This window comes from Streptomyces davaonensis JCM 4913 (assembly GCF_000349325.1).
Classification (GTDB): Bacteria; Actinomycetota; Actinomycetes; order Streptomycetales; family Streptomycetaceae; genus Streptomyces; species Streptomyces davaonensis.
In genome coordinates, this window is the sequence record NC_020504.1 from 9051742 (window position 1) to 9071306 (window position 19565).

Annotated in this window: 20 protein-coding genes; 12 read left to right on the top strand and 8 right to left on the bottom strand. The window is 73.7% G+C overall.

The features are described from left to right. The first annotated feature begins 9 nt into the window (after positions 1 to 9). A complete protein-coding gene (locus BN159_RS40135) occupies positions 10 to 864 on the top strand; it encodes a LysR family transcriptional regulator (protein ID WP_015662803.1) in 855 nt (284 codons plus the stop codon). Between the two features lie 12 nt (positions 865 to 876). On the opposite strand, the gene BN159_RS40140 is transcribed toward BN159_RS40135, so the two are convergent. Further along, positions 877 to 1458: an Rv1733c family protein gene (locus BN159_RS40140; protein WP_015662804.1), complete on the bottom strand. Its 582-nt coding sequence runs from the start codon at positions 1456 to 1458 to the stop codon at positions 877 to 879. A gap of 274 nt (positions 1459 to 1732) precedes the next feature. On the opposite strand from BN159_RS40140, the gene BN159_RS40145 reads away from it, so the two are divergent. Then, the gene (locus BN159_RS40145) at positions 1733 to 2704 is read left to right on the top strand and encodes an Acg family FMN-binding oxidoreductase (RefSeq protein WP_015662805.1); all 972 of its coding nucleotides are present in this window, start codon (positions 1733 to 1735) and stop codon (positions 2702 to 2704) included. A 13-nt stretch (positions 2705 to 2717) separates the two neighbouring features. On the opposite strand, the gene BN159_RS40150 is transcribed toward BN159_RS40145, so the two are convergent. Further along, complete coding sequence (locus BN159_RS40150; RefSeq protein WP_015662806.1) at positions 2718 to 3095, bottom strand: STAS domain-containing protein; 378 nt, start codon at positions 3093 to 3095, stop codon at positions 2718 to 2720. Positions 3096 to 3279: 184 nt separating this feature from the next. Here BN159_RS40150 and BN159_RS40155 point away from each other — a divergent pair, with 184 nt between their 5' ends. The 3 genes from BN159_RS40155 to BN159_RS40165 all read left to right on the top strand — a co-directional run bounded on the left by BN159_RS40155 (position 3280) and on the right by BN159_RS40165 (position 5453). Further along, complete coding sequence (locus tag BN159_RS40155; protein WP_015662807.1) at positions 3280 to 3954, top strand: pyridoxamine 5'-phosphate oxidase family protein; 675 nt, start codon at positions 3280 to 3282, stop codon at positions 3952 to 3954. A 116-nt stretch (positions 3955 to 4070) separates the two neighbouring features. Next, complete coding sequence (locus BN159_RS40160; RefSeq protein WP_015662808.1) at positions 4071 to 4511, top strand: pyridoxamine 5'-phosphate oxidase family protein; 441 nt, start codon at positions 4071 to 4073, stop codon at positions 4509 to 4511. A 123-nt stretch (positions 4512 to 4634) separates the two neighbouring features. Next, on the top strand, positions 4635 to 5453 hold the full coding sequence (locus BN159_RS40165; RefSeq protein ID WP_015662809.1) for a universal stress protein: 819 nt from the start codon (positions 4635 to 4637) through the stop codon (positions 5451 to 5453). A gap of 16 nt (positions 5454 to 5469) precedes the next feature. Here BN159_RS40165 and BN159_RS40170 read toward each other — a convergent pair whose 3' ends face one another. Beyond that, on the bottom strand, positions 5470 to 5916 hold the full coding sequence (locus BN159_RS40170; RefSeq protein ID WP_015662810.1) for a pyridoxamine 5'-phosphate oxidase family protein: 447 nt from the start codon (positions 5914 to 5916) through the stop codon (positions 5470 to 5472). Between the two features lie 244 nt (positions 5917 to 6160). Here BN159_RS40170 and BN159_RS40175 point away from each other — a divergent pair, with 244 nt between their 5' ends. Together BN159_RS40175 and BN159_RS40180 are read left to right on the top strand one after the other, a co-directional pair. After that, positions 6161 to 6856: a response regulator gene (locus tag BN159_RS40175; protein ID WP_015662811.1), complete on the top strand. Its 696-nt coding sequence runs from the start codon at positions 6161 to 6163 to the stop codon at positions 6854 to 6856. Positions 6857 to 6996: 140 nt separating this feature from the next. Beyond that, positions 6997 to 8724: a GAF domain-containing sensor histidine kinase gene (locus tag BN159_RS40180; protein WP_015662812.1), complete on the top strand. Its 1728-nt coding sequence runs from the start codon at positions 6997 to 6999 to the stop codon at positions 8722 to 8724. Positions 8725 to 8746: 22 nt separating this feature from the next. Here BN159_RS40180 and BN159_RS40185 read toward each other — a convergent pair whose 3' ends face one another. From BN159_RS40185 to BN159_RS40195, 3 genes are all read right to left on the bottom strand, one after another. Further along, complete coding sequence (locus BN159_RS40185) at positions 8747 to 9472, bottom strand: SCO2400 family protein (RefSeq protein ID WP_015662813.1); 726 nt, start codon at positions 9470 to 9472, stop codon at positions 8747 to 8749. Positions 9473 to 9610: 138 nt separating this feature from the next. After that, entirely contained in the window at positions 9611 to 10504 is an 894-nt protein-coding gene (locus tag BN159_RS40190; protein WP_015662814.1) for a universal stress protein, read from the bottom strand. A gap of 135 nt (positions 10505 to 10639) precedes the next feature. Beyond that, the gene (locus tag BN159_RS40195) at positions 10640 to 11875 is read right to left on the bottom strand and encodes a nitrate/nitrite transporter (protein WP_015662815.1); all 1236 of its coding nucleotides are present in this window, start codon (positions 11873 to 11875) and stop codon (positions 10640 to 10642) included. A 175-nt stretch (positions 11876 to 12050) separates the two neighbouring features. Here BN159_RS40195 and BN159_RS40200 point away from each other — a divergent pair, with 175 nt between their 5' ends. Together BN159_RS40200 and BN159_RS40205 are read left to right on the top strand one after the other, a co-directional pair. After that, positions 12051 to 12515, top strand: a complete 465-nt coding sequence (locus tag BN159_RS40200; RefSeq protein WP_015662816.1) for a cyclic nucleotide-binding domain-containing protein — start codon at positions 12051 to 12053, stop codon at positions 12513 to 12515. A 13-nt stretch (positions 12516 to 12528) separates the two neighbouring features. After that, positions 12529 to 13218: a CBS domain-containing protein gene (locus tag BN159_RS40205; protein WP_015662817.1), complete on the top strand. Its 690-nt coding sequence runs from the start codon at positions 12529 to 12531 to the stop codon at positions 13216 to 13218. A 432-nt stretch (positions 13219 to 13650) separates the two neighbouring features. Here BN159_RS40205 and BN159_RS40210 read toward each other — a convergent pair whose 3' ends face one another. Continuing rightward, on the bottom strand, positions 13651 to 14307 hold the full coding sequence (locus BN159_RS40210; protein WP_015662819.1) for a DUF4389 domain-containing protein: 657 nt from the start codon (positions 14305 to 14307) through the stop codon (positions 13651 to 13653). 202 nt (positions 14308 to 14509) lie between these two features. Here BN159_RS40210 and BN159_RS40215 point away from each other — a divergent pair, with 202 nt between their 5' ends. Genes BN159_RS40215 through BN159_RS40225 form a run of 3 tightly spaced genes read left to right on the top strand, consistent with a single transcriptional unit; the run spans position 14510 to position 18461 of the window. Then, positions 14510 to 15352, top strand: a complete 843-nt coding sequence (locus BN159_RS40215) for a universal stress protein (RefSeq protein WP_015662820.1) — start codon at positions 14510 to 14512, stop codon at positions 15350 to 15352. Positions 15353 to 15354: 2 nt separating this feature from the next. Continuing rightward, positions 15355 to 16095 (top strand): HAD family hydrolase, encoded by a 741-nt coding sequence (locus tag BN159_RS40220; RefSeq protein WP_015662821.1) that lies wholly within the window; start codon positions 15355 to 15357, stop codon positions 16093 to 16095. Beyond that, the gene (locus BN159_RS40225; RefSeq protein WP_015662822.1) at positions 16092 to 18461 is read left to right on the top strand and encodes a glycoside hydrolase family 65 protein; all 2370 of its coding nucleotides are present in this window, start codon (positions 16092 to 16094) and stop codon (positions 18459 to 18461) included. The genes BN159_RS40220 and BN159_RS40225 overlap by 4 nt, the downstream gene beginning before the upstream one ends. A gap of 13 nt (positions 18462 to 18474) precedes the next feature. On the opposite strand, the gene BN159_RS40230 is transcribed toward BN159_RS40225, so the two are convergent. Then, positions 18475 to 19350 carry a universal stress protein gene (locus BN159_RS40230; RefSeq protein ID WP_015662823.1) on the bottom strand — a complete coding sequence of 292 codons (876 nt, stop codon included), beginning with the start codon at positions 19348 to 19350 and terminating at the stop codon, positions 18475 to 18477. Between the last annotated feature and the right edge of the window lie 215 nt (positions 19351 to 19565).

Sequence of the window (19565 nt, forward strand, 5' to 3'; positions counted from 1 at the left end):
GCTTGAGTCATGGATGTGGAGCTCCGACAGCTGCGCTGCCTGGTCGCGATCGTCGACGAGGGCGGCTTCACCGACGCGGCCATCGCGCTCGGCGTCTCCCAGGCCGCCGTCTCACGCACCCTCGCCTCTCTCGAACGCGCCCTGGGCGTACGGCTGTTGCGCCGCACGTCCCGGGAGGTGACCCCGACGGGGGCCGGGCTGCGGGTGCTGGCCCACGCCCGCCGGGTGCTCGGCGAGGTGGACGACCTGGTACGGGAGGCCACTTCCGGCCATGAGCGGCTGCGCATCGGATACGCCTGGGCCGCCCTCGGCCGGCACACCTCGGCGTTCCAGCGCCGCTGGGCCGCGGCACACGCCGGGACCGATCTCCAGCTGGTCCGCGTCAACTCGCCCACCGCGGGTCTCGCCGAGGGCGCCTGCGATCTGTCCGTCGTCCGACGGCCACCGGACGACCGTCGCTTCGACTCGGCCCTCGTCGGTCTGGAGCGGCGGCTGTGCGCCGTCGCCGGCGACGACCCGCTGGCCCGGCGGCGCTCGGTGCGGCTCGCCGATCTCGCCGGACGGACCCTGCTCGTCGACCGCCGCACCGGCACCACCACCGCCGAACTGTGGCCGCCCGGCGCCAGGCCCGCCACCGAGGAGACCCACGACGTCGACGACTGGCTCACCGTGATCGCCACCGGGCGGTGCGTCGGCATGACCGCGGAGGCGACCGCGCACCAGTACCCGCGCCCCGGAGTGGTCTACCGTCCGGTGCGGGACACCGAGCCCATCGCGGTACGGCTCGCCTGGTGGCGGGACGATCCGCACCCCGCCACCCAGGCGGCGGTGGAACTCCTCACCGCCCTGTACCGGGGCGACTGACCGGCGGCACCGTCAGCCGGTCTTGCGCCGCCACTCGGGCTCCACCAGCTCCCACTCCGAACCCCAGCGCGCCACGCGCCGCCGGTCCAGCCGCCAGCGGGCCACCGTGCCCACGCCGAACACCACGCCCGTGAAGGCCAGCGCGGCGGCCGATCCGAGGGCGGCGGACTCCACCGAGGCCTCACCAGGACTCATCGGCTCGATGGCCAGAGCGCCTCGGCCGTCCAGCCACACCACGATCTCGGCACCGGCCTGCTGGCCCCTGGCCACCAGGGTCTTGTCCGTCCGCGCGGTGCCGTCGTCGGCCGTCCAGCGGACCTCGGCCAGGGCATGTCCGCTCGCCGGTCCGGCCGAACCCGCCGCCTTGGGGACGTCGGCCAGCAGCACCGCCCGGGTCGGGTGGCGGTCCCCGCGCTGCTCGGCGAACGCCCGGTCGGCGGCGTGGGCCGTCACCAGCCCGGCCAGGGTGCCGCCCACGAGCACGGCCACCCAGACGGCCAGCACGATCCACGCCTCGACGATGTCCTCGCGGCGCCGCAGCGGATTGCTCCGCCAGCGCCACAGCCGCACCTTCGCGCATCGCGTGCCATCCATCGGTCCGCACCTCCCCGTCGTCGCTGCATCGAACGTGCCATCGGCGGCCCGGCGGACGGCAGGGGCCGAGGGGGTGGGACCGGTGGTCCGGTCGGGCCCAACCGGGCGGTGCGCGGGGGCCGTTCAGCCCTTCCGCCGACCCGGACCCGGCGCTGCGCGACGCCGGAGACATGCGGACCGTCGGACCTCGGCCGGGGACCAACGGCCTCTCACACGCCGGGGCCCGGGTGCCCACCCTCGAAGGACAGCACCGCTTCGGCGGGAGGAGGGCACCATGAGCAGCACGATCCTTGACGCCACGGTCCTGGAGACCTGTGTCGCGGCGGCCGTCGCCGCCCCCTCGCTGTACAACTCCCAGCCCTGGCGCTTCCGACTGGACCCCGAGACCGTCACCTTCCACGTCCGCGCCGCTCCCGCCCGGGGACTGCGGTTCGCCGACCCCGACGCACGCGCCCTGCACGTGTCGGTCGGAGCGTGCGTGCTCAACCTCCGGGTCGCGATGGCGCACTTCGGCTGGACGGCCGACACCCGACTGCTGCCCTCGCCCGGGGATCCGGGGCTGCTGGCCACCGTGCGGCCCACCGAGGCCCGTACCGGGGACCTCCAGCCGGCCGACGACGAGCTGTACGCGGCCGTCTGGCGCAGGCGCAGCAGCCGGCTGCCGTTCTCCGGCGGGCCACAGCCGCCCCTGCGCGCCGAACTCATGACGGCGGCCGCGGCGGAGGGCGCGTCCCTGCTCTTCCCCGACACCGCGCAGACGGCTCGGCTGCTGGCGCTCACCACGCTGGGCGAGCGACGCAACCGCGCCGACCCGGACCGGGCCCGGGAGAGCCGCCGCTGGGTGCGCGAGGACCCGTACGACCTCTCCGACACCGGCCTTCCCCTGGCGGCGCTCGGCCCGCAGGACTCCCGGGAACAGCTGCCCCTGCGCGACTTCACCGCGCAGCGTCACCCCGAGCGGCTGCCCGCCCGCCTCTTCGAACCGGCCCCGGTCATCGCCCTGCTGGCCACCGAGCACGACCGCCGCACCGACTGGCTGCGCGCCGGGCAGGCCCTGGAGCGTGTGCTGCTTCTCGCCACGGCCCGCGGACTGCGGATGTCCCTGCTGAGCCAGGCGCTGGAGTGGCCGGACCTGAGGCAGTCCCTGAGCCCCGCACCCTTCCACGCCCAGATGCTCGTCCGCCTCGGCTACGGACCGCAGGGCCCGGCCACCCCACGGCGCACGGCCCGTGTCGCGATCGACTGACGCGGTGCACGGATCAGTCGCCCGGTGCCGCGTTCGACCCGGCGAGCGCGTCAGCCAGTCTCGGGTACAGCTCGAAGACGCCGGTCAGACCCGTCAGGCGCAGCAGCCGCAGCAGGCTCGGGTCGTCCGTGACCAGCCGCACCCGGCCGTGCCGGGCGAGGGCACGCGCTCTCGTCCGGCACAGCGCGTTCAGCCCGGCACAGTCGACGAAGGACACGTCCCGCAGATCGAGGACCACGTCGGGGCACGGCCCCGCGGTCAGCGCATCGAGCCCGGCGGTCAGCACCAGCGCCGCCTGAAGGTCGAGTTCGCCCCGCAAGGCCACAACGGTCGCCTCCGTCTCGAGGTGCTCCGAGAGCGGCGGCTTCGACCGGGTGAGGTTGTCGGACATGGTTCCGAGGCAATCGGACGCCCTTGGCGTGGCGGAAGGGCCGACCGGCCCTTCCGGCGCAGTCGACCCCGACCGGCGTCGAGACCTGGGCCGACCGGCCCAAGCGGGATCCCGCGCGCCCGCACACGCTTGAGGGCGGGGGAGTTCATCCGCCCGGGGGGCCAACAGGAGGAGGCGACGGGCCATGACCGAACCGACCCCGTCGACCACGGCCGAGCCCCTGCCCGTGGGAGACCTCGGACGGCGCCTCACGCTGCGGCGCACCCGCCTCGGCCTCTCCCGCGAGGAGACGGCCGCACGGGCCGGCATGGCGACCAGCTATGTCCGCTACCTGGAGGAGCAGCCGGTCGCGGCCCCGGGTATCGGGGCGCTCATGCGCCTGGCGGGGGCCTTGCGGACCACGGTCTCGGAGCTGACGGGCGGCGATGTCGAACTGCCGCCCGGACCGGGCCGGGCCGCTCGGCACGCGGAGTTCAGCGAGCTCACGGAGGCCGAGTGCCGCGCCCTGCTCGCCACTCATGGCGTGGGGCATCTGGCGGTGCCCACCGAGACCGGACCCGTCGTCGTGCCCGTCAACTACACGGTCGTGGACGGCGCGATCGCCTTCCGGACCGCCCCGGGATCGACACCCGCGCAGGCGGCGGGCCGTCAGGTGGCCGTGGAGGTGGACCGTATCGACGACGCCTTCAGCAGCGGCTGGAGCGTCCTCGTCCGCGGGCCCGCCAGGGCGGTGACCGACCCCGCGGAAGTGCGGCGCCTCGACGAACAGGCGTACAGCGCGCCCTGGGCGGGCGGCCCGCGCAAGCTGTGGATCCGGATCGAGTCCCTCGCCGTCAGCGGGCGCCGTATCACGGTGTGACAAGGGCTGTTGTCGGGCCGCCCCGGGACTCATGGCCCTGAGCACGGCCCGGTGCGGTGACGAAGCATGAAGGAGCAGGGCGTACGGAAGCGATCAGCCGAGAGACGGGCAAACCCATGAACCACAACGACGGATTCCGCGAGCTCGACCGGCGGGAGTGCCTGCGCCTGCTCGCCAAGGTGCCGGTCGGCCGCATCGTCCACACCCGCCGCGCGCTGCCGGCCGTCCTGCCCGTCAACTTCCGCCTGGCCGACGACGGCGCGGTGCTGCTGTGCACGGCCGCCGACTCGGAGCTGGTGCGGGCCGTCGACGGTGCCGTGGTCGCCTTCGAGGCCGACGAGGTCGACGCGGCCACGCAGTCCGGCTGGAGCGTGGTCGTCACCGGCTCCGCCGCCGTGGTCACCGACCCCGCCGAGACCGCACGCCTCGAGCGCGGCGGGCCGCGCTCCTGGGTGCCCTCGCCGGACGAGGTCTTCGTCCGCATCGAGCCGGAACTGGTGACCGGCCGACAGCTGGTCGGCGGACGCACGCTGTACGGCGTGCACCTCCCCTCCTGAGCCGGGCGGGCCCGACGGTCCCGTCCGGCATGGGCCGTACGGCGGCAGCCGGGTTCCCTCGGCCCCTGCTGCGGGCTCCCGCACACGACGAGTATCGGGAGCACGAAGAGGAAGGGAGGAGCCATGACTCCCCAGTACGTCGTCGTCGGAGTGGACGGATCCCTGAACGCCGTACGGGCCCTGGACTGGGCGTCGGACGAGGCGGCGCGGCGTCAGGCGGCGCTGCGGATCGTCTACGCCGTACCCGACCGGGACGAGGCCGGTCCCGTTCTGGGGGCCGCCGTCGCCCGTGTCCACGCACGCCATCCCGCTCTGCGTGTGGCGTCGAAGCCCGTGACCGGTGGCGCCGTGGGCGGGCTCGCGCGGGAGAGCGAGGGCGCGGCTCTTACCGTCGTCGGCACCAGGGGCCTCGGCTCGGTTCCCGGGGTGCTCGCCCGCTCGGTGAGCCTGGGCCTCGCCGCTCATGCGGCCGGCCCCCTGCTGGTCGTACGTGGTGACCACCCGTGCGACGGCGCACGCCGGGTGCTGCTCGGGCTGGAGAGCGACGCGGACACCGAGGCCGCCGCCTATGCCTTCGCGGAGGCCGAACGCCGCGGCGTCGGACTGGACGTCGTGCACTGCTGGGCCCATCGGTTCATCACGCCCGAACTGCCCTCCCTGATCCCGGCGACCAGCCCGGGGCAGCGGGAGATCGCGGTGACGGGCCGGTCCGAGGGCGCCGTACCGCGCTTCAGCCTCGCCGGTCTTCAGGAGCGGTACCCGGCGGTCGCCGTCGAGGCCCGCACGGTCCGCACCGGCCCCGCCCGCACCCTGCTGGAGGCCACCGGCGAAGCGGCCGTCGTCGTGATCGGCGCCCACCGCCGCCGCGGCCGTCTCGGCCCCGTCGCGCACACGCTGCTGCACCGCTCGCACTGCCCCGTCGTCCTGGTGCCCACGCCCTGACGCCGACGCGCCGGGGTCAGGCCGCCGCGAGCCGGACCCCGGTGACCAGATCCGGGCGGATGCGTACCGCGTAGTTCATCGTCTGCTGCGACCACGGGTGCAGCATGGTCGCGTAGCGGGCCAACTCGTCGGCGTCGGTGACCAGATGGGCGTAGCCCGTGACGACGACGCTCCAGCCGAGATGCGTGACCGGATCGATGACGTCGGCCTCGTAGGCCACGACCACCCCGGGCGACCCGGACTGTCGCGTCCTGGAGGTCAGCGCGGCGCCGTCGTGGGTGCGGATGACGATGTCGCCGCCGTCCAGGACATGGTTGACCGGGCGGATCGTCGGCAGCGCGTGCTGGGTGAAGACGATCCGGCCGAAGGACACAGTGCCCAGCAGCCGCAGCGCCTCGGCACTGTCGAGCTCGATGCTCCGGCGCGGTCCTGCGGTCGTCGGGAGGCCGTTGTCGTGGGACATGGTGGGTTTCCGTACGAGTCGTGGGAGAGGGAACGGGAACCCTCGTCCGGTCTGCGTTTCGTGCGATCAGATCATTCGAATCGCAGTGAACCCGGTCCGGCTAGGGCCGTTCGGCCCCGGCCCGCGTCCGAGCGGCCCACGGCAGCCGTGCGGGCGATGTGCCACCCTTGCCGGGTACCCACCCGTCGGCCGTGGACGGTCATCCAGCACCACGGCTCAACAGAACGACAACGAGGAGCATTCGATGGCGGACGGCGGACGGCCGGGCCCCGACGACCCGATCCGGGTCTTCCTGCTGGACGACCACGAGGTGGTCCGGCGGGGCGTGTCCGACCTGCTGAACGACGAGCCCGACATCACCGTGGTCGGTGACGCCGCCACCGTGGAGCAGGCGCTGGTCCGGGTGCCCGCGCTGCGTCCGCAGGTCGCGGTCCTCGACGTCCGCCTGCCCGACGGCGACGGAGTGACCGTCTGTCGGGAACTGCGCTCCCGCATGCCCGAGTTGGCCTGTCTGATGCTGACCTCGTTCGACGACGAGGACGCCCTGCTCGACTCGATCATGGCGGGTGCCTCCGGCTATGTGCTGAAGCAGATCCAGGGCTCGGACCTGGTGTCGGCCGTGCGCACGGTCGCCGCCGGGCAGTCCCTGCTCGACCCGAGCGCCACCACCCGGCTGATGGCGCGGCTGCGCGACGACCAGCGGCAGGAGGAGGAGCCGGACCCGCTGCCCGGTCTGACCGGCCGCGAGCGGGAGATCCTCGCCCTGATCGGCGAGGGCCTGACCAACCGCCAGATCGGCCAGCGGCTCTATCTCGCGGAGAAGACCGTGAAGAACCACATCTCCCGCCTGCTGGCCAAGCTGGGCGTGGAACGCCGGATCCAGGCCGCCGTCATCGCCACCCAGACCCAGGACCGGCTGCGGCGCCAAGAGGGGCGTTAGCCCCTGGGGCCCGCCCCCGTCCAGCCCCCCGTCCGCCCGCCGTCCTCCCGCGCGGCTGACCCGACCCATCCCGTGCCGCACCGTTCCCCCTACCGATACCGTGACCCTGACCGCACTGGTCGAGGGGACATGGAGGAACGGTGGAGAGCCAGGAGCAGGCCGGGCAGGCCCGCGTACGGCTGCCGCAGCTCAAGCTCGACGAGCTGCTGGAGGAACTGCAAGCTCGGCTCGACGCTGCCCGGGGCACGCGCGACCGGGTGCACAGCCTGCTGGAGGCGGTGCTCTCGGTCGGCCGGGAGCTGGACCTGGAACAGGCGCTGCACAGCATCGTGGAGGCCGCGGCGGCGCTGGTGGACGCACGGTATGCCGCGCTCGGAGTGATCGGGGCGGACGGGCAGCGTCTGTCGGCCTTCCACACCGTCGGTGTCAGCGAGGAACAGATCGCCAGGATCGGCCCCTACCCGGAGGGCCACGGCATCCTCGGCGAGCTGATCCGCCACCCCGAGCCGCTGCGCCTGGCGAAGCTCTCCGAGCACCCCGCCTCCTACGGCTTCCCGCCCCACCACCCGCCGATGAACACCTTCCTGGGCGTCCCGATCCGGGTCCGCGACCAGGTCTTCGGCAATCTGTACCTGACCGAGAAGGCGGGCGGGGCGCAGTTCGACGAGGAGGACGAGTCGGTCCTGTCGACCCTGGCCGTCGCGGCCGGTGTGGCCATCGACAACGCCCGCCTGTACGAGGAGTCCCGGCTGCGGGAGCGCTGGCTCCAGGCCAACGCCGAGATCACCCACAGCCTGATGTCCGGAGCCGAGCGCGGAGAGGCGCTCGGACTGATCGCCCGGCGGGCCAAGGAGATCACCGGCGCGGTCCTCGCCGTCGTGGCCATGCCGGTGGAGGACACCGACGCGCTGCGGGTGGAACTCGCCGTCGGCAAGAGCGCCGAGGCCCATCGGGGCCTGGTGCTGCCGGTGGACGAGAGCCTCATCGGCCGGGCCTTCGCCACCGGAGAGTCCGTCACCGGCGCGGACGTCACCCGCGACGAGCGCGCGGCGGATCCCGACGCCCGGTTCGGCGGACTGGGACCCGCCGTGGCCGTGCCCATCGGGACCGGCGACGGCGTCCGCGGTGTGGTGCTCCTGGTGCGGGAGGCGGGCCGGCCGGTGTTCTCCGACAAGGAGACCGTGCCGCTGCACAGCTTCGCCGCGCAGGCCGCGATCGCGATGGAGCTGGCCGAGCGCCGCCAGGACGCCGAGGAGATTGCGGTGCTCAAGGACCGCGACCGGATCGCCCGGGACCTGCACGACCTCGCCATCCAGCGGCTGTTCGCGACCGGTATGACCCTGCAGAGCGCGGGACGCTTCATCGAGCACCCGGAGGCCGGGGACCGGGTGGCGCGGGCCGTGGACGACCTGGACGAGACCATCAAGATCATCCGGTCGACGATCTTCGGCCTGCGGGCGCGTGAGGACGGCGCCGGGACCGGGCTGCGCGCCCGGGTCGTCCGGGCGGCCGGGGAGGCGGCCCCGGTGCTGGGGTTCGCCCCCAGCGTGCGGATGGAGGGGCTGGTCGACACGGACGTGCCCCGCGAGATCGCCGACCACGTGGTCGCCGTGCTCTCCGAGGCCCTGACCAACATCGCCCGCCACGCCCGCGCGGGGCGCGCCGAGGTGATGCTGGAGACCGACGGCCGCGAGGTACGGCTCGCGGTCACCGACAACGGCGTGGGCATACCGGCCGAGGGCCGCCGCAGCGGACTGCGGAACATGGCCGAGCGGGCCCAACAGTTCGGCGGGGAACTGGAGTTGAGCACCCCCGAGGGCGGGGGTTCCCGGCTGGTGTGGCGGGTTCCGGTGCCGGCCGATCAGTAGCGGGGCGGGCTGACCCGGCGGATCAGCCGATGCACAGCACGAGCAGGCACAGTTCCGACGGTGCGGTCGCCGAGGGCGACGGCGCGGGGGCGGCCGGGGGCGTGGCGGTGGCCGTCGGCTCCGGGATCGTGCCGGGGGCGACGGAGGCGGCCTGCGACTGGGCGGCCGAGGTCACCGAGGGCACAGGCGAGGCCGGGGTGCGCGACCGGTCCGTGGTCGGCGTGGCCGTGGGTACGACCGCGACGGACTGCTCGCGCGGGGCGCTGGGGGCCGACGGCCGGGCGGTCGGCGTACTGGGCGGCGCACCGGGTGTGCCCGGCGGTGTCGAGGCGGGGGCGGCGGGCTCGGTGTGCCGCTCCTCGGCGGTGCCCATGGCCGTGTTGTCCGGTGCCGTGGCCGCCTGGGCCCGGTCCCCGGACTGCCGGTCCATCGAGGCGACGGTGAGGCCGCCGCCGACCAGCGCGACCGCGGTGGCCACCACGGCCCGGCGCTGGTTCTTCTTCCAGCGGGCCCGCTGCCGTCGCCGAGCCGCCCGGCCTGCCGGCGCGCCGGTCACGGCAACCGCGTCCTCGGCCGGTGTCTCCGCCGGTGCCTCGACGGCGGGGGCCACGTCGTGCCACGTGTCGTCGGGACGACTCGCCGGGGGCGCCATCGCCATGGGCGGAGCGATGTCCGGGGCGTAGGCGCCGCAGCCGGGGCACACCAGGGCACCGTTGAGATGCCGACGGCACGAGGAGCAGTAGTCCATCCGGGGTCTTCCTGACTCGGCGTTCGCACGGGGGATCGATCGATCGGCCAGAACCGTAGCGAGCCTTTCGACAGGCCGTGTGCAGCGTGTGTGCCGCTCCTGCACAGAACTCGTGCGGCAGTTGAGCCGTGCGGCTGTTCACTCGTGCGGCACGACGGCGACCGGGCAGTGCACGTGGTGCATCACCGCATGCGCCACGGGCCCGGTGTGCGCGCCGACCCTGACCGGGCGGATCCTGCGGCCGACGATCAGCAGACCGGCGTCCCTCGCGGCGTCGAGCAGCCGCTGTGCCGGGCGCCCCTCTTCGACCATCGTGACGACCTCCACCGTGGGGTGCTTCTTCCGCCACGGCGCGAGCACGGCCTCCAGCGCCTGCTCGGCCCGCTGCCGCACGTCCCTGCGCGCCTTCGCCTCCAGCGCTGGCGGTACGTAGGGCAGCCGCCAGGCGTGCACCACCCGCAGCGGCGCGGCCCGCAGCGTCGCGCTCTCGAAGGCGAATGCCAGCAGGTCGTCGCACTTCTGCGCCGGGTCCACACCGACCACGAGCGGGCGGTACGGCGTGTGCGCGGACGGTCGGCCCGCCGCGTCCGGCTCGTGCTCGTCCTCGAGCGCCTGAGTCGCCCGGACCAGCACGACCGGCCGGGCCACGTGCGCCACCGTCGCCAGCGCCACGGAACCGGCCATGAGGCCGCCGAGGCCGCTGAACGCCCGGCTGCCGAGGACCAGCAGCTCGGACTCGTCGCCCGCCGCGACCATGGCGTCGGGAGCGGGCCGAGGAATCTGCTCGGCACTCATGTACACCTGCGGATAGCGCTCGTTGAGCCGGTCCATGCCGCCGCGCAGGATCCGCCGCGCCCAGTGGCGCGGAGCGTCCAGCTCGGGCAGGTCCGACCCGTCGGGCGAGGCACCGCCCTCCCAGGCGTGCACCAGCCGCAGCGGCAGGCCGCGCCGTAGCGCCTCCCGGGCCGCCCAGTCGGCGGCGGCGAGGCTCTCGCGAGATCCGTCCAGTCCTACGACGATGGGGCGAAGCATGACCGACACCTCCCGGAGCGGCACCCGCGCGTGCGTACGCGGGGTCCCCGCACCCTCAGGATCCGTCCGCGGGCCGGGTGCCCGACAGGGGCCGGGGGACCGGGCCGGAGGGCCGAACGGCCCCTTTGCCGCAGGTCAGTTGTGCTGGGTGGCCGGAATCCGGCGGGTCACCGCGCGGCGCACCACGGTCTCCGTGAAGACCAGGGCGGCCAGCGCCACCGCGGCGAGCAGCAGCAGGCCCAGCGCGTACGAGCCGTAGGCGCCGTAGAGCGAGCCCATCACCAAGGGCGGTACGAAGCCGCCGAGGCCGCCCGCCGCGCCGACCACGCCGGTCACCGAGCCGGTGCGCCCCCGCGGGGCGAGCAGGGCCACGAAGGCGAACGTCGCCCCGCTGCCGGCGCCCAGCGCGGCCGCCATGGTGAGGAAGGCGATCGTGCCGACCGGTGCCAGGGACGGCGTGGAGGACTGCACGAGCGCGCTCACGACGACGACGGCCAGGGAGCCGGACAGCACCCGCACCGGTCCGATCCGGTCCGACAGCCAGCCGCCGGCCGGCCGCATCGCCACCGCCAGCAGCACGAATCCGGCCATCCGGTTCGACGCGTCCGTCTGGGTGAGTCCGTAGGCCGTCTTGAGGTAGGTCGGCAGGTACACGGAGAAGGCGACATAGCCGCCGAACGCCACCGCGTACAGCGTCGACGCCTGCCAGGTCAGGGGCAGCCGCAGCGCGTCCGCCAGGCGCCGCAGCAGCGGTTCGGTCGGCGCGGTGCGCCCCGGGGCGTCCCGCAGGACGAGCGCGGCCACGACCGCGTAGACCACCAGGACGGCGGTGCAGACGAGGAACGGGTTGGCGGTGCCGTACGCGTCCACGAGCTTCACCGTGGTCAGCGCGCTGATCGCCGTACCGCCCATGCCCATGCCGAAGACGCCGATGGCCATGCCCCGCCGCTCGGGCGGGAACCAGGCGCTGACGAACGGCACGCCGACCGCGAACGCCGTCCCGCCGATACCGAGGAAGAAGCCGCCGACCAGCAGCGCGGCGAGCGAGTCGTGCCCGGCCAGGCCGACGTACAGCACCGGGACGACCGTGGCCGCCGAGACCAGCGGGAACATCACCCGTCCGCCGTAGCGGTCGGTCAGCGCGCCCACCGGGATTCGGCCCAGCGACCCGACCACGACCGGCACGGCCACCAGCAGCGACTGCTCGAACGACGACAGGTCCAGGTCGTCCTTGAAGCGCGGGCCGAGCGGGCTGAGCAGCGCCCATGCCCAGAAGTTCACGGCGAAACCGACCGTGGCCAGGGCCAGCATCAGCCAGGCACGCGCGGACACCTCCGGGCTCGGGCGCTCGAGGGACGGGGACTGCACCATCTCGGGATCCCTTCGCGGTGCGGGCGGACCTGCGATCAGGTTCGCCGAACACCGCCCGCCCCGCCCGTGGACCAGGCAGGGCCCGTTGAGCCCAGCGGCCAGGGCCGGTCGGCTCATGTGCTGTGGCCCCGACGGCGTCGAGGCTGAGAGCAGGCGGCGCATGAGGAGGCGCGAGATGGCTACCGCGACGACATCCCGGCCGGACAGGACGCTCTCCACGGAGCACCGCGGCCTGCTCATGGGTCTGGCCCACGAGGCGCTCTTCCCGGCGGGCATCCGCCTTTTCCAGGAAGGCGGCCGGGCCGACCACTTCTGGATCATCAGGTCCGGCACCGTGACGCTCGACATGCGCGTGCCGGGCCACCGCCCGGTCGACCTGGAGACCCTTGGCCCCGGCGATCTGCTGGGCTGGTCCTGGCTCTTCCCGCCGTACCGGTGGCGGTTCGGCGCCCGGACGGTCGGACCGGTGCGCGCCCACGAATTCGACGCGCAGACCGTACGCCGGATGTGCGCGGACGACCCCGCCCTGGGCCACACGGTGGCGCTGTGGGCCGGGGCGGTCGCCACGCGCCGCCTCCAGGCCGCCCGCACCCGCCTGCTCGACCTGTACGCGCCGTACGGCAGCGGCAGCCGGGGCTGACCCGGAGGGCACCATGGACGGCACCCCGAGCATCGTGAGCGACGTGATGACCCGCGACGTCGTGGCCGTCCGGCCCGACGCCGCGTTCAAGGACCTGGTCAAGGCCATGCGCCGGTATCAGGTCAGCGGCCTGCCCGTGGTGGACGACGAGCAGCGGGTCCTGGGCGTGGTCTCCCAGACGGATCTGCTGGTGAAGGAGGAGTTCCACGGAGCCGACCTGCTGCGGACGGCCCGGCCCGTCGACCCGGCCAAGGCCGAGGCGCGCACGGCAGCCGAGCTGATGACGGCGCCTGCGGTCACCACCGACCCGTACGACACGCCGGCGCAGGCCGCCCGGACCATGGCGCGCTACGGGGTCCACCGGCTCCCGGTGGTCGGCGAGGACGGGGTGCTGAAGGGCATCGTCACCCGCTCCGACCTGCTCAAAGTGTTCCTGCGGGACGACGAGTCCATCGCCCGTGAGGTGCGTTCCGACGTCGTGGAGTTCCTGTTCCCCGAAGCACCGGACGCGGTGCGGGTCGAGGTCCACGCAGGCGTCGTACGGCTCACCGGCCGTGTGCGCAGCACCGCCCTCGTGCCCGTCGCGATACGGCTGGCGCGGGCCGTCGAGGGAGTGGTCGGCGTGGACTGCGAACTCCTGGGCCCACGGCATCGACCGGCCCTCGAACCGGACCTCACCGACGACCGGGCCCAGGAGGGGTGACTGTCGCTGCGGCGGCATGAGAGGCGGGAAGGACCTACCCGCTTCTCGCGGATCCGGATTGCGCGGTGCACGGCCCGAAGCCGCTTCTCCGCGTCTCGAGTCAGGGTCCTTCCCGTCACCTCCAGCACACCACACCCACCGGGGAACCACCAGGGCCGCTCCGGCCCTCCCTCCGGGCCGCACGGCTCATGCGCTCCGGGCCGTGACGGAGTTGGCTGACAGGTGAGGAGGAATCACATCGACCCGAGGGGGAGAGGACCGTGGGCACGAGTCTCACACCGGAGTTCTGGGAGCGGTTCACGCTCCTGCTGTTCGCGGCGATGGGCGTGACCTTCGTCCTCACCGCACTCTTCGACGCGCTGGCGCTGCGCCGGACGATCCGTCGGACGCGGAAGATCCCGGCCCTGCCCGTGCAGAACGGGAACGCGGTGGTCAGGGCAGCATCTCCGGTTCGGCGCCACCCTGGTCGAGCCGGAACGGCGGATACACGTCGGTGAGGAGCGTCGCGTAGGCCGTCACCCGCAGTACCCACCGGTTCAGGCCGATGACCAGGTCGAAGATGCCGCGCGGATAACGCCCGGTCGCGGCCAGGGCGACACCGGCGAACAGGACGAGCAGCCCGATGAGACCGCCGGAGAACCAGCCCATGTACGACCCGCCCTCGAGGATCGCCACGACCAGGTACTGCGGGATGGCCAGCAGCCACCACTTGACCAGGACCAGGCCGCGGGACAGCCGCTCGGGGTAGGCGACATCGAAGCGGGTCGGGTAATCGGGGACGTCGGCGAGCGTGAACGGCGGGTAGCGGTCGGTGCCCAGAGCGCCGTACGAGTAGTACCCCACCCGCCAACTCCAGCGCAGCACACCCACGTTGAAGTCGAACAGGGCGCGCGGATACCGGCCGGTGAACAGGATCGCGAAGAACGCCACGACGCTCACCAGGACGAACCCCACCCACAGGAAGGCGAGGACGACGAAGTGGGGCAGCGCGAGCAGCCATTTCAGCAGCCACAGCCAGCGCGACAGCGGTTTGTCGAGGACCGCCGTCAGCCGGGCGGGGTGGACCGGGTGCACGGTGTCCGTAGCCATGGATCGCTCCCTCCGGATCCGGTCGACGAGCGTCGACGACCCGTCGGCCCACTTCCAGCGTCACCCCGCACGCGGGCCCTCGCACGGGCCGAAGGTCCCCAGGCCGGGGCCGGCTCATCCCATGCGGCCTTCCGGGCGCCCGTGCGACCGTGGATGGGAGCACCGGGCCGCGTGCCGCGGCCGGACGGAAGGCGGTGGGGCCATGCAGGAGCTGCCTCTCGTCGTGGGCGTCGACGGCTCTGCCGGCAGCCTTCAGGCGGTCGACTGGGCCGTGGACGAGGCCCTACGGCACCGTCGGGCGCTGCGCCTGGTGTACGCGTCCCTGTGGGAGCGCTACGAGGGCGTGGTGCCCTCGGACGACCCCGACCGCCCGTCCGAGCAGACGGCTGCCGAGGAGGTCGTCGCGACGGCGGTGGAGCGCGCCCGGCGCCGCGAACCCGGCGTGCGGGTCTCCGCCGACGTGATCCCGGACGAGGCGACACACGCCCTGCTGGGCGAGGCGCAGCACGCCTTCGCGGTGGTGACCGGAGCGCGGGGCCGCGGCGGACTCGCCGGACTGCTCCTCGGCTCCGTCTCGCTGACCGTCGCGGCCCGCGCGCACGGACCGGTGATCGTGGTCCGCGGGGACAAGGCGGGCCTCGCGGGCACCCACGAGCGGATCCTGCTCGGCGCCGCCGACCCGGAGACCGCCCGTGCGGCGACCCGGTTCGCCTTCCGCGAGGCCGAGGCCCGCGGCTGCGTCCTGGACGTCGTACGGGCCTGGCGCCGGCCCACGCACCCCGCGGCGGAGGACCACGAGGCCTCGGACCTGCTCGACACCGTCCTGCACGAGGCGACGGCCGACCACCCGGACGTGCGGGTGCGCTCCGCCGCGGTGGAGGGCCCGGCCCGCAGGGTGCTGCTGGACCGGTCGGCCGCCGCCGACCTGGTGATCATCGGGGCCCGGCGCGGGTCGGTCCGCTTCGGCCTCCAGCTCGGCCGGGTCGGACACACCCTGCTCCACCACGCGTACTGCCCCGTCGCCGTCGTCCCGCAGCTGGAGTGACCATGGAGCAGCCCGGTTCCCCCTTGAGCGAGGTCCGCGCCGTCGTGTTCGACACGGACGGAGTGATCACCGACTCGGCCCGCGTCCACGCGGCCGCGTGGAAGGAGGCGTTCGACGCCTTCCTGCTCGCGCATCCGCCCACGGATCCCGGGCAGCGGCGGCCGTTCGACGTCCGGGACGACTACCTGAGCCATGTCGACGGCAAGTCCCGCCTCGACGGCGCCGCCGCCTTCCTCGCCTCGCGCGGCATTGAGACGACCGACGCGACCGTGCGGGCCGTCGCCGCAGACAAGGAGGAACGCTTCACGCGGCGGCTGCGCGAACAGGGCGTGGCGGCGTACCCCGGCACGGTGCGGCTCGTGCACGCCCTGCGCGCGGCCGGGACACCCCTGGCGGCGGCCTCGGCCTCCCGGCACGCGGGCGAGCTGCTCACCCGGGCGGGCGTGCGCGACCTGTTCGACGTCCTCGTGGACGGCGCCGAAGCGGCCCGGCTCGGCCTGCCGGGCAAGCCGCAGCCCGACCTGTTCCTCACCGCCGCCGACCGGCTCGGCGTCCCCGCAGGCCGCGCCGCCGTCGTCGAGGACGCCCTCGCCGGCGTGGAGGCGGGCAGACGCGGAGGCTTCGCCCTGGTGGTGGGCGTGGACCGGGCCGCCACGGGGGACTCGGCGGACAGACTGCGCCGGCACGGCGCCGACATCGTCGTACGGGATCTGGCGGAACTGCTGGGTGAGGAGCCGACGTGACGGGATGGACCTGGGAGTACGAGGGCTACGAGCCCGCGGACCAACGGCTGCGCGAGTCCCTGTGCACCCTGGGCAACGGCTACTTCGCCACCCGGGGAGCACTCCCGGAGTGCGTGGCCGACGACATCCACTATCCGGGCACCTACGTCGCGGGCTGCTACAACCGGCTGACTTCCGACGTGGCGGGGCGGCAGGTCGAGAACGAGGACATGGTCAACGTCCCCAACTGGCTGCCGCTGCGCTTCCGTCCGGTCGGCGGATCCTGGCTCACCCCGGACACCGCGACGGTGCTGGAGCACCGGATGGACCTGCTGCTGGCCTCCGGGATGCTGGAGCGCCGCACCCGCTTCGACCTCGGCGAGGGACGCGTCCTGTCGGTGTTCCAGCAGCGGATCGTGCACATGGCGGATCCTCATCTGGCCGCCCTGCGCACCGAGTTCACCGCCGAGGGCTTCTCCGGCGAGCTGGAGGTGGAGGCCCTGCTGGACGGCGCCGTCACCAACGCGGGCGTACCGCGCTACCGCGACCTCGACGGGCGCCACCTCACCCACGTGCACGCGGGCACCGCCACCCCGGACACCGTGTGGCTGCGCTGCCGCACCCGGACCTCCGACATCCGGATCGGCATGGCCGCACGGCTCGTCTCCGAGGCGCCGGTCATCGTCCGCAACAAGAGCCCGCGCACCACCCAGCACACCGTCCTGAGCCTGACCAAGGGCAGGACCGTCACCGTCGACAAGATCGTCGCCCTGCACACCTCGCGCGACCCGGCCATCAGCGACCCGCTGTACGCCGCGATCGACCGGGTCGGCCGCGTGCCCGGCTTCGACGAACTGCTCGTGTCCCACCGCACGGCCTGGAACCAGCTGTGGCGCCGGGCCGCCCTGGACGTCGCGGGCGAGGCGGGCCGCATTCTGCGGCTGCACCTCTTCCACGTGCTCCAGACGCTCTCCCCGCACACCGCCGACCTCGACGTGGGCGTACCCGCCCGGGGACTGCACGGTGAGGCCTACCGGGGCCATGTCTTCTGGGACGAGCTGTTCGTGCTGCCCTTCCTCAACCTGCACTTCCCGGAGGTCTCCCGGGCCCTGCTGCGCTACCGCCACCGGCGCCTGGAACAGGCCTGCACCTCAGCCCTCGCCGCCGGCCGCAGGGGCGCCCTGTATCCCTGGCAGAGCGGCAGCGACGGGCGCGAGGAGACCCAGCAGCTCCATCTCAACCCGCGCTCGGGGCGCTGGCTGCCGGACAACTCCCGGCTCCAGTACCACGTCGGCTCGGCCATCGCCTACAACGTCTGGCAGTACTACGAGGCCAGCGGCGACATGGAGTTCCTGCACACCAAGGGCGCGGAGATGCTGCTGCGGATCGCCCGCTTCTGGGCCGACGCGGCCGTCTACGACGAGACGCTCGGACGGCACCGCATCAAGGGCGTGGTGGGCCCGGACGAGTACCACGACGCCTATCCCGACGCGAGCACACCCGGCCTCGACGACAACGCCTACACGAATGTCACCGCGGCCTGGGTCCTCACCCGCACCCTGGAACTGATCGACGCCCTGCCACAGCCCAGGCGCCGCGAACTCACCGAACGCACGGGCCTCGACCTGAGCGAACTGGAGCAGTGGGAGGAGGTCTCCCGCACGCTCCACGTGCCCTTCCACCACGGGGTGATCAGCCAGTTCGACGGCTACGGCGAACTCGCCGAGCTGCCTTGGGCGGAGTACCGGCAGCGCTACGGCGACATCCGCCGCCTGGACCGGATCCTGGAGGCGGAGGGCGACACCGTCAACCGCTACCAGGCCTCCAAACAGGCCGACGTCCTGATGCTCGGCTACCTCTTCGCCCCGGCCGAACTGCGGGACCTGTTCCGCAGGTTGGGGGTCGAGCTCGACGACGACATCTGGCACCGTACCGTCGACTACTACCTGCACCGCACCAGCCACGGCTCCACCCTCAGCGGCCTGGTCCACGGCTGGGTGCTGGCCCGTGCCCGGCGCGCGGAGGCATGGAAGTTCTGCCAGGAGGCCCTCCAGGGCGACATCGCGGACGTCCAGGGCGGCACCACCGGCGAGGGCATCCACCTCGGCGCCATGGCGGGCACCCTCGACCTCGTCCAGCGCGGGCTGACCGGCCTGGAGACCCGCGGCGGAGCGCTGTGGCTCGATCCGGTGCCGCTGCCGGAACTCTCCTCGTACGGCTTCGCCCTGCGCTACCAAGGCAATTGGGGGGTGCGGGTGCATCTGGAGCGCCGCGAGCTGGACATCGCCGTGCCGTCCTCCGACCAGTCCCCGATCGAGGTGCGGCTGCCGGACCGCACGGTCGTCGTCGAGCCGGGGGAGACGGTGCGGCTGAAACTGCCGGACTGACCGCGCGGCCCGTTCAGCCGCTCGGGACCACGGCGACCGGGCACGGCACGTGGTGCAGGGCCGCGTGGGCGACCGGCCCGAGCTTCCAGGTCAGATGCGAGGACTGGCGCTTGCGCCCCACGACGGTGAGGCAGGCACGGGCGGACGCGGTCAGCAGCACCTGCGTGGCCGGGCCCAGGGCGATGTGCTGGTCCACGGGCACGTCGGGGAACTTCTCCCGCCAGGGCGCCAGCGTCTCCGCCAGGCGTGCCCCGGCCATGTCCTCGACCTCGTCCTCGCCCGGCTGCGCCAGCAGCGAGGCGGACAGGGGCAGCGCCGTCACCGCCCGTACTCGGCATCCGTGTGCCGCGGCCGTGGTGAACGCGAACTCCAGCAGGGCATCGGCCGCACGGCCCTCGGGGCGGCCGACCCCGACCACGATCTCGTCCCTCTCCGCCGCCGCGGGCTGCTTCCAGCCCGCTTCCACGGCGGGGTCGTCCGCCCGTACGGCGACGGCCGGACACGGCGCGAGGCCCAGGACGTGCAGGCTGATGGAGCCGAGCAGGAAGCTCGCCACCGAGCCGTGTCCGCGCGAGCCCAGGACGAGCAGCTCCGCGTTCTCGGCCCGGTCCAGCAGTGCCTGCGCCGCGGGAGCGGAGACCAGTTCCGTGGTCAGGGGCAGGTCGGCGTACCGGTGCAGCAGCGCGGCCGAGGTCCGCTGGAGGACCTCCTGGCCGTACAGCCGTTTGTGGTGCGCTTCCTGGGCGATCGGCACGTCGAGCGGCTGGGTGGTCCAGGAGTGCAGGAGGAGGAGGGGCAGGCGCCGGTTCACGGCTTCGCGTGCGGCCCACCATGCGGCCGTCACACTCTCGGGCGAACCGTCGAGCCCGACGACGACGGGTCCGGTCATGACGCACCTCCGGGGTCGGCGCGGCGGCCCGGTGGCGGCGGTGCCGCGCGGGTACTCCCCCTCTTCAAGGCTCGGTTCCCGCCGCCCTTCCGGGGGAGGGCCGACCGGGGCTCTGAGCGGGCCCGGACGGCCCTGTGCGGGATGCACGGGATGGGGAGAGCCTGGAAGCCCGGCTCTCCGGATACCCGGATCCCGTCAGAGCCCGGAGAAGGGAG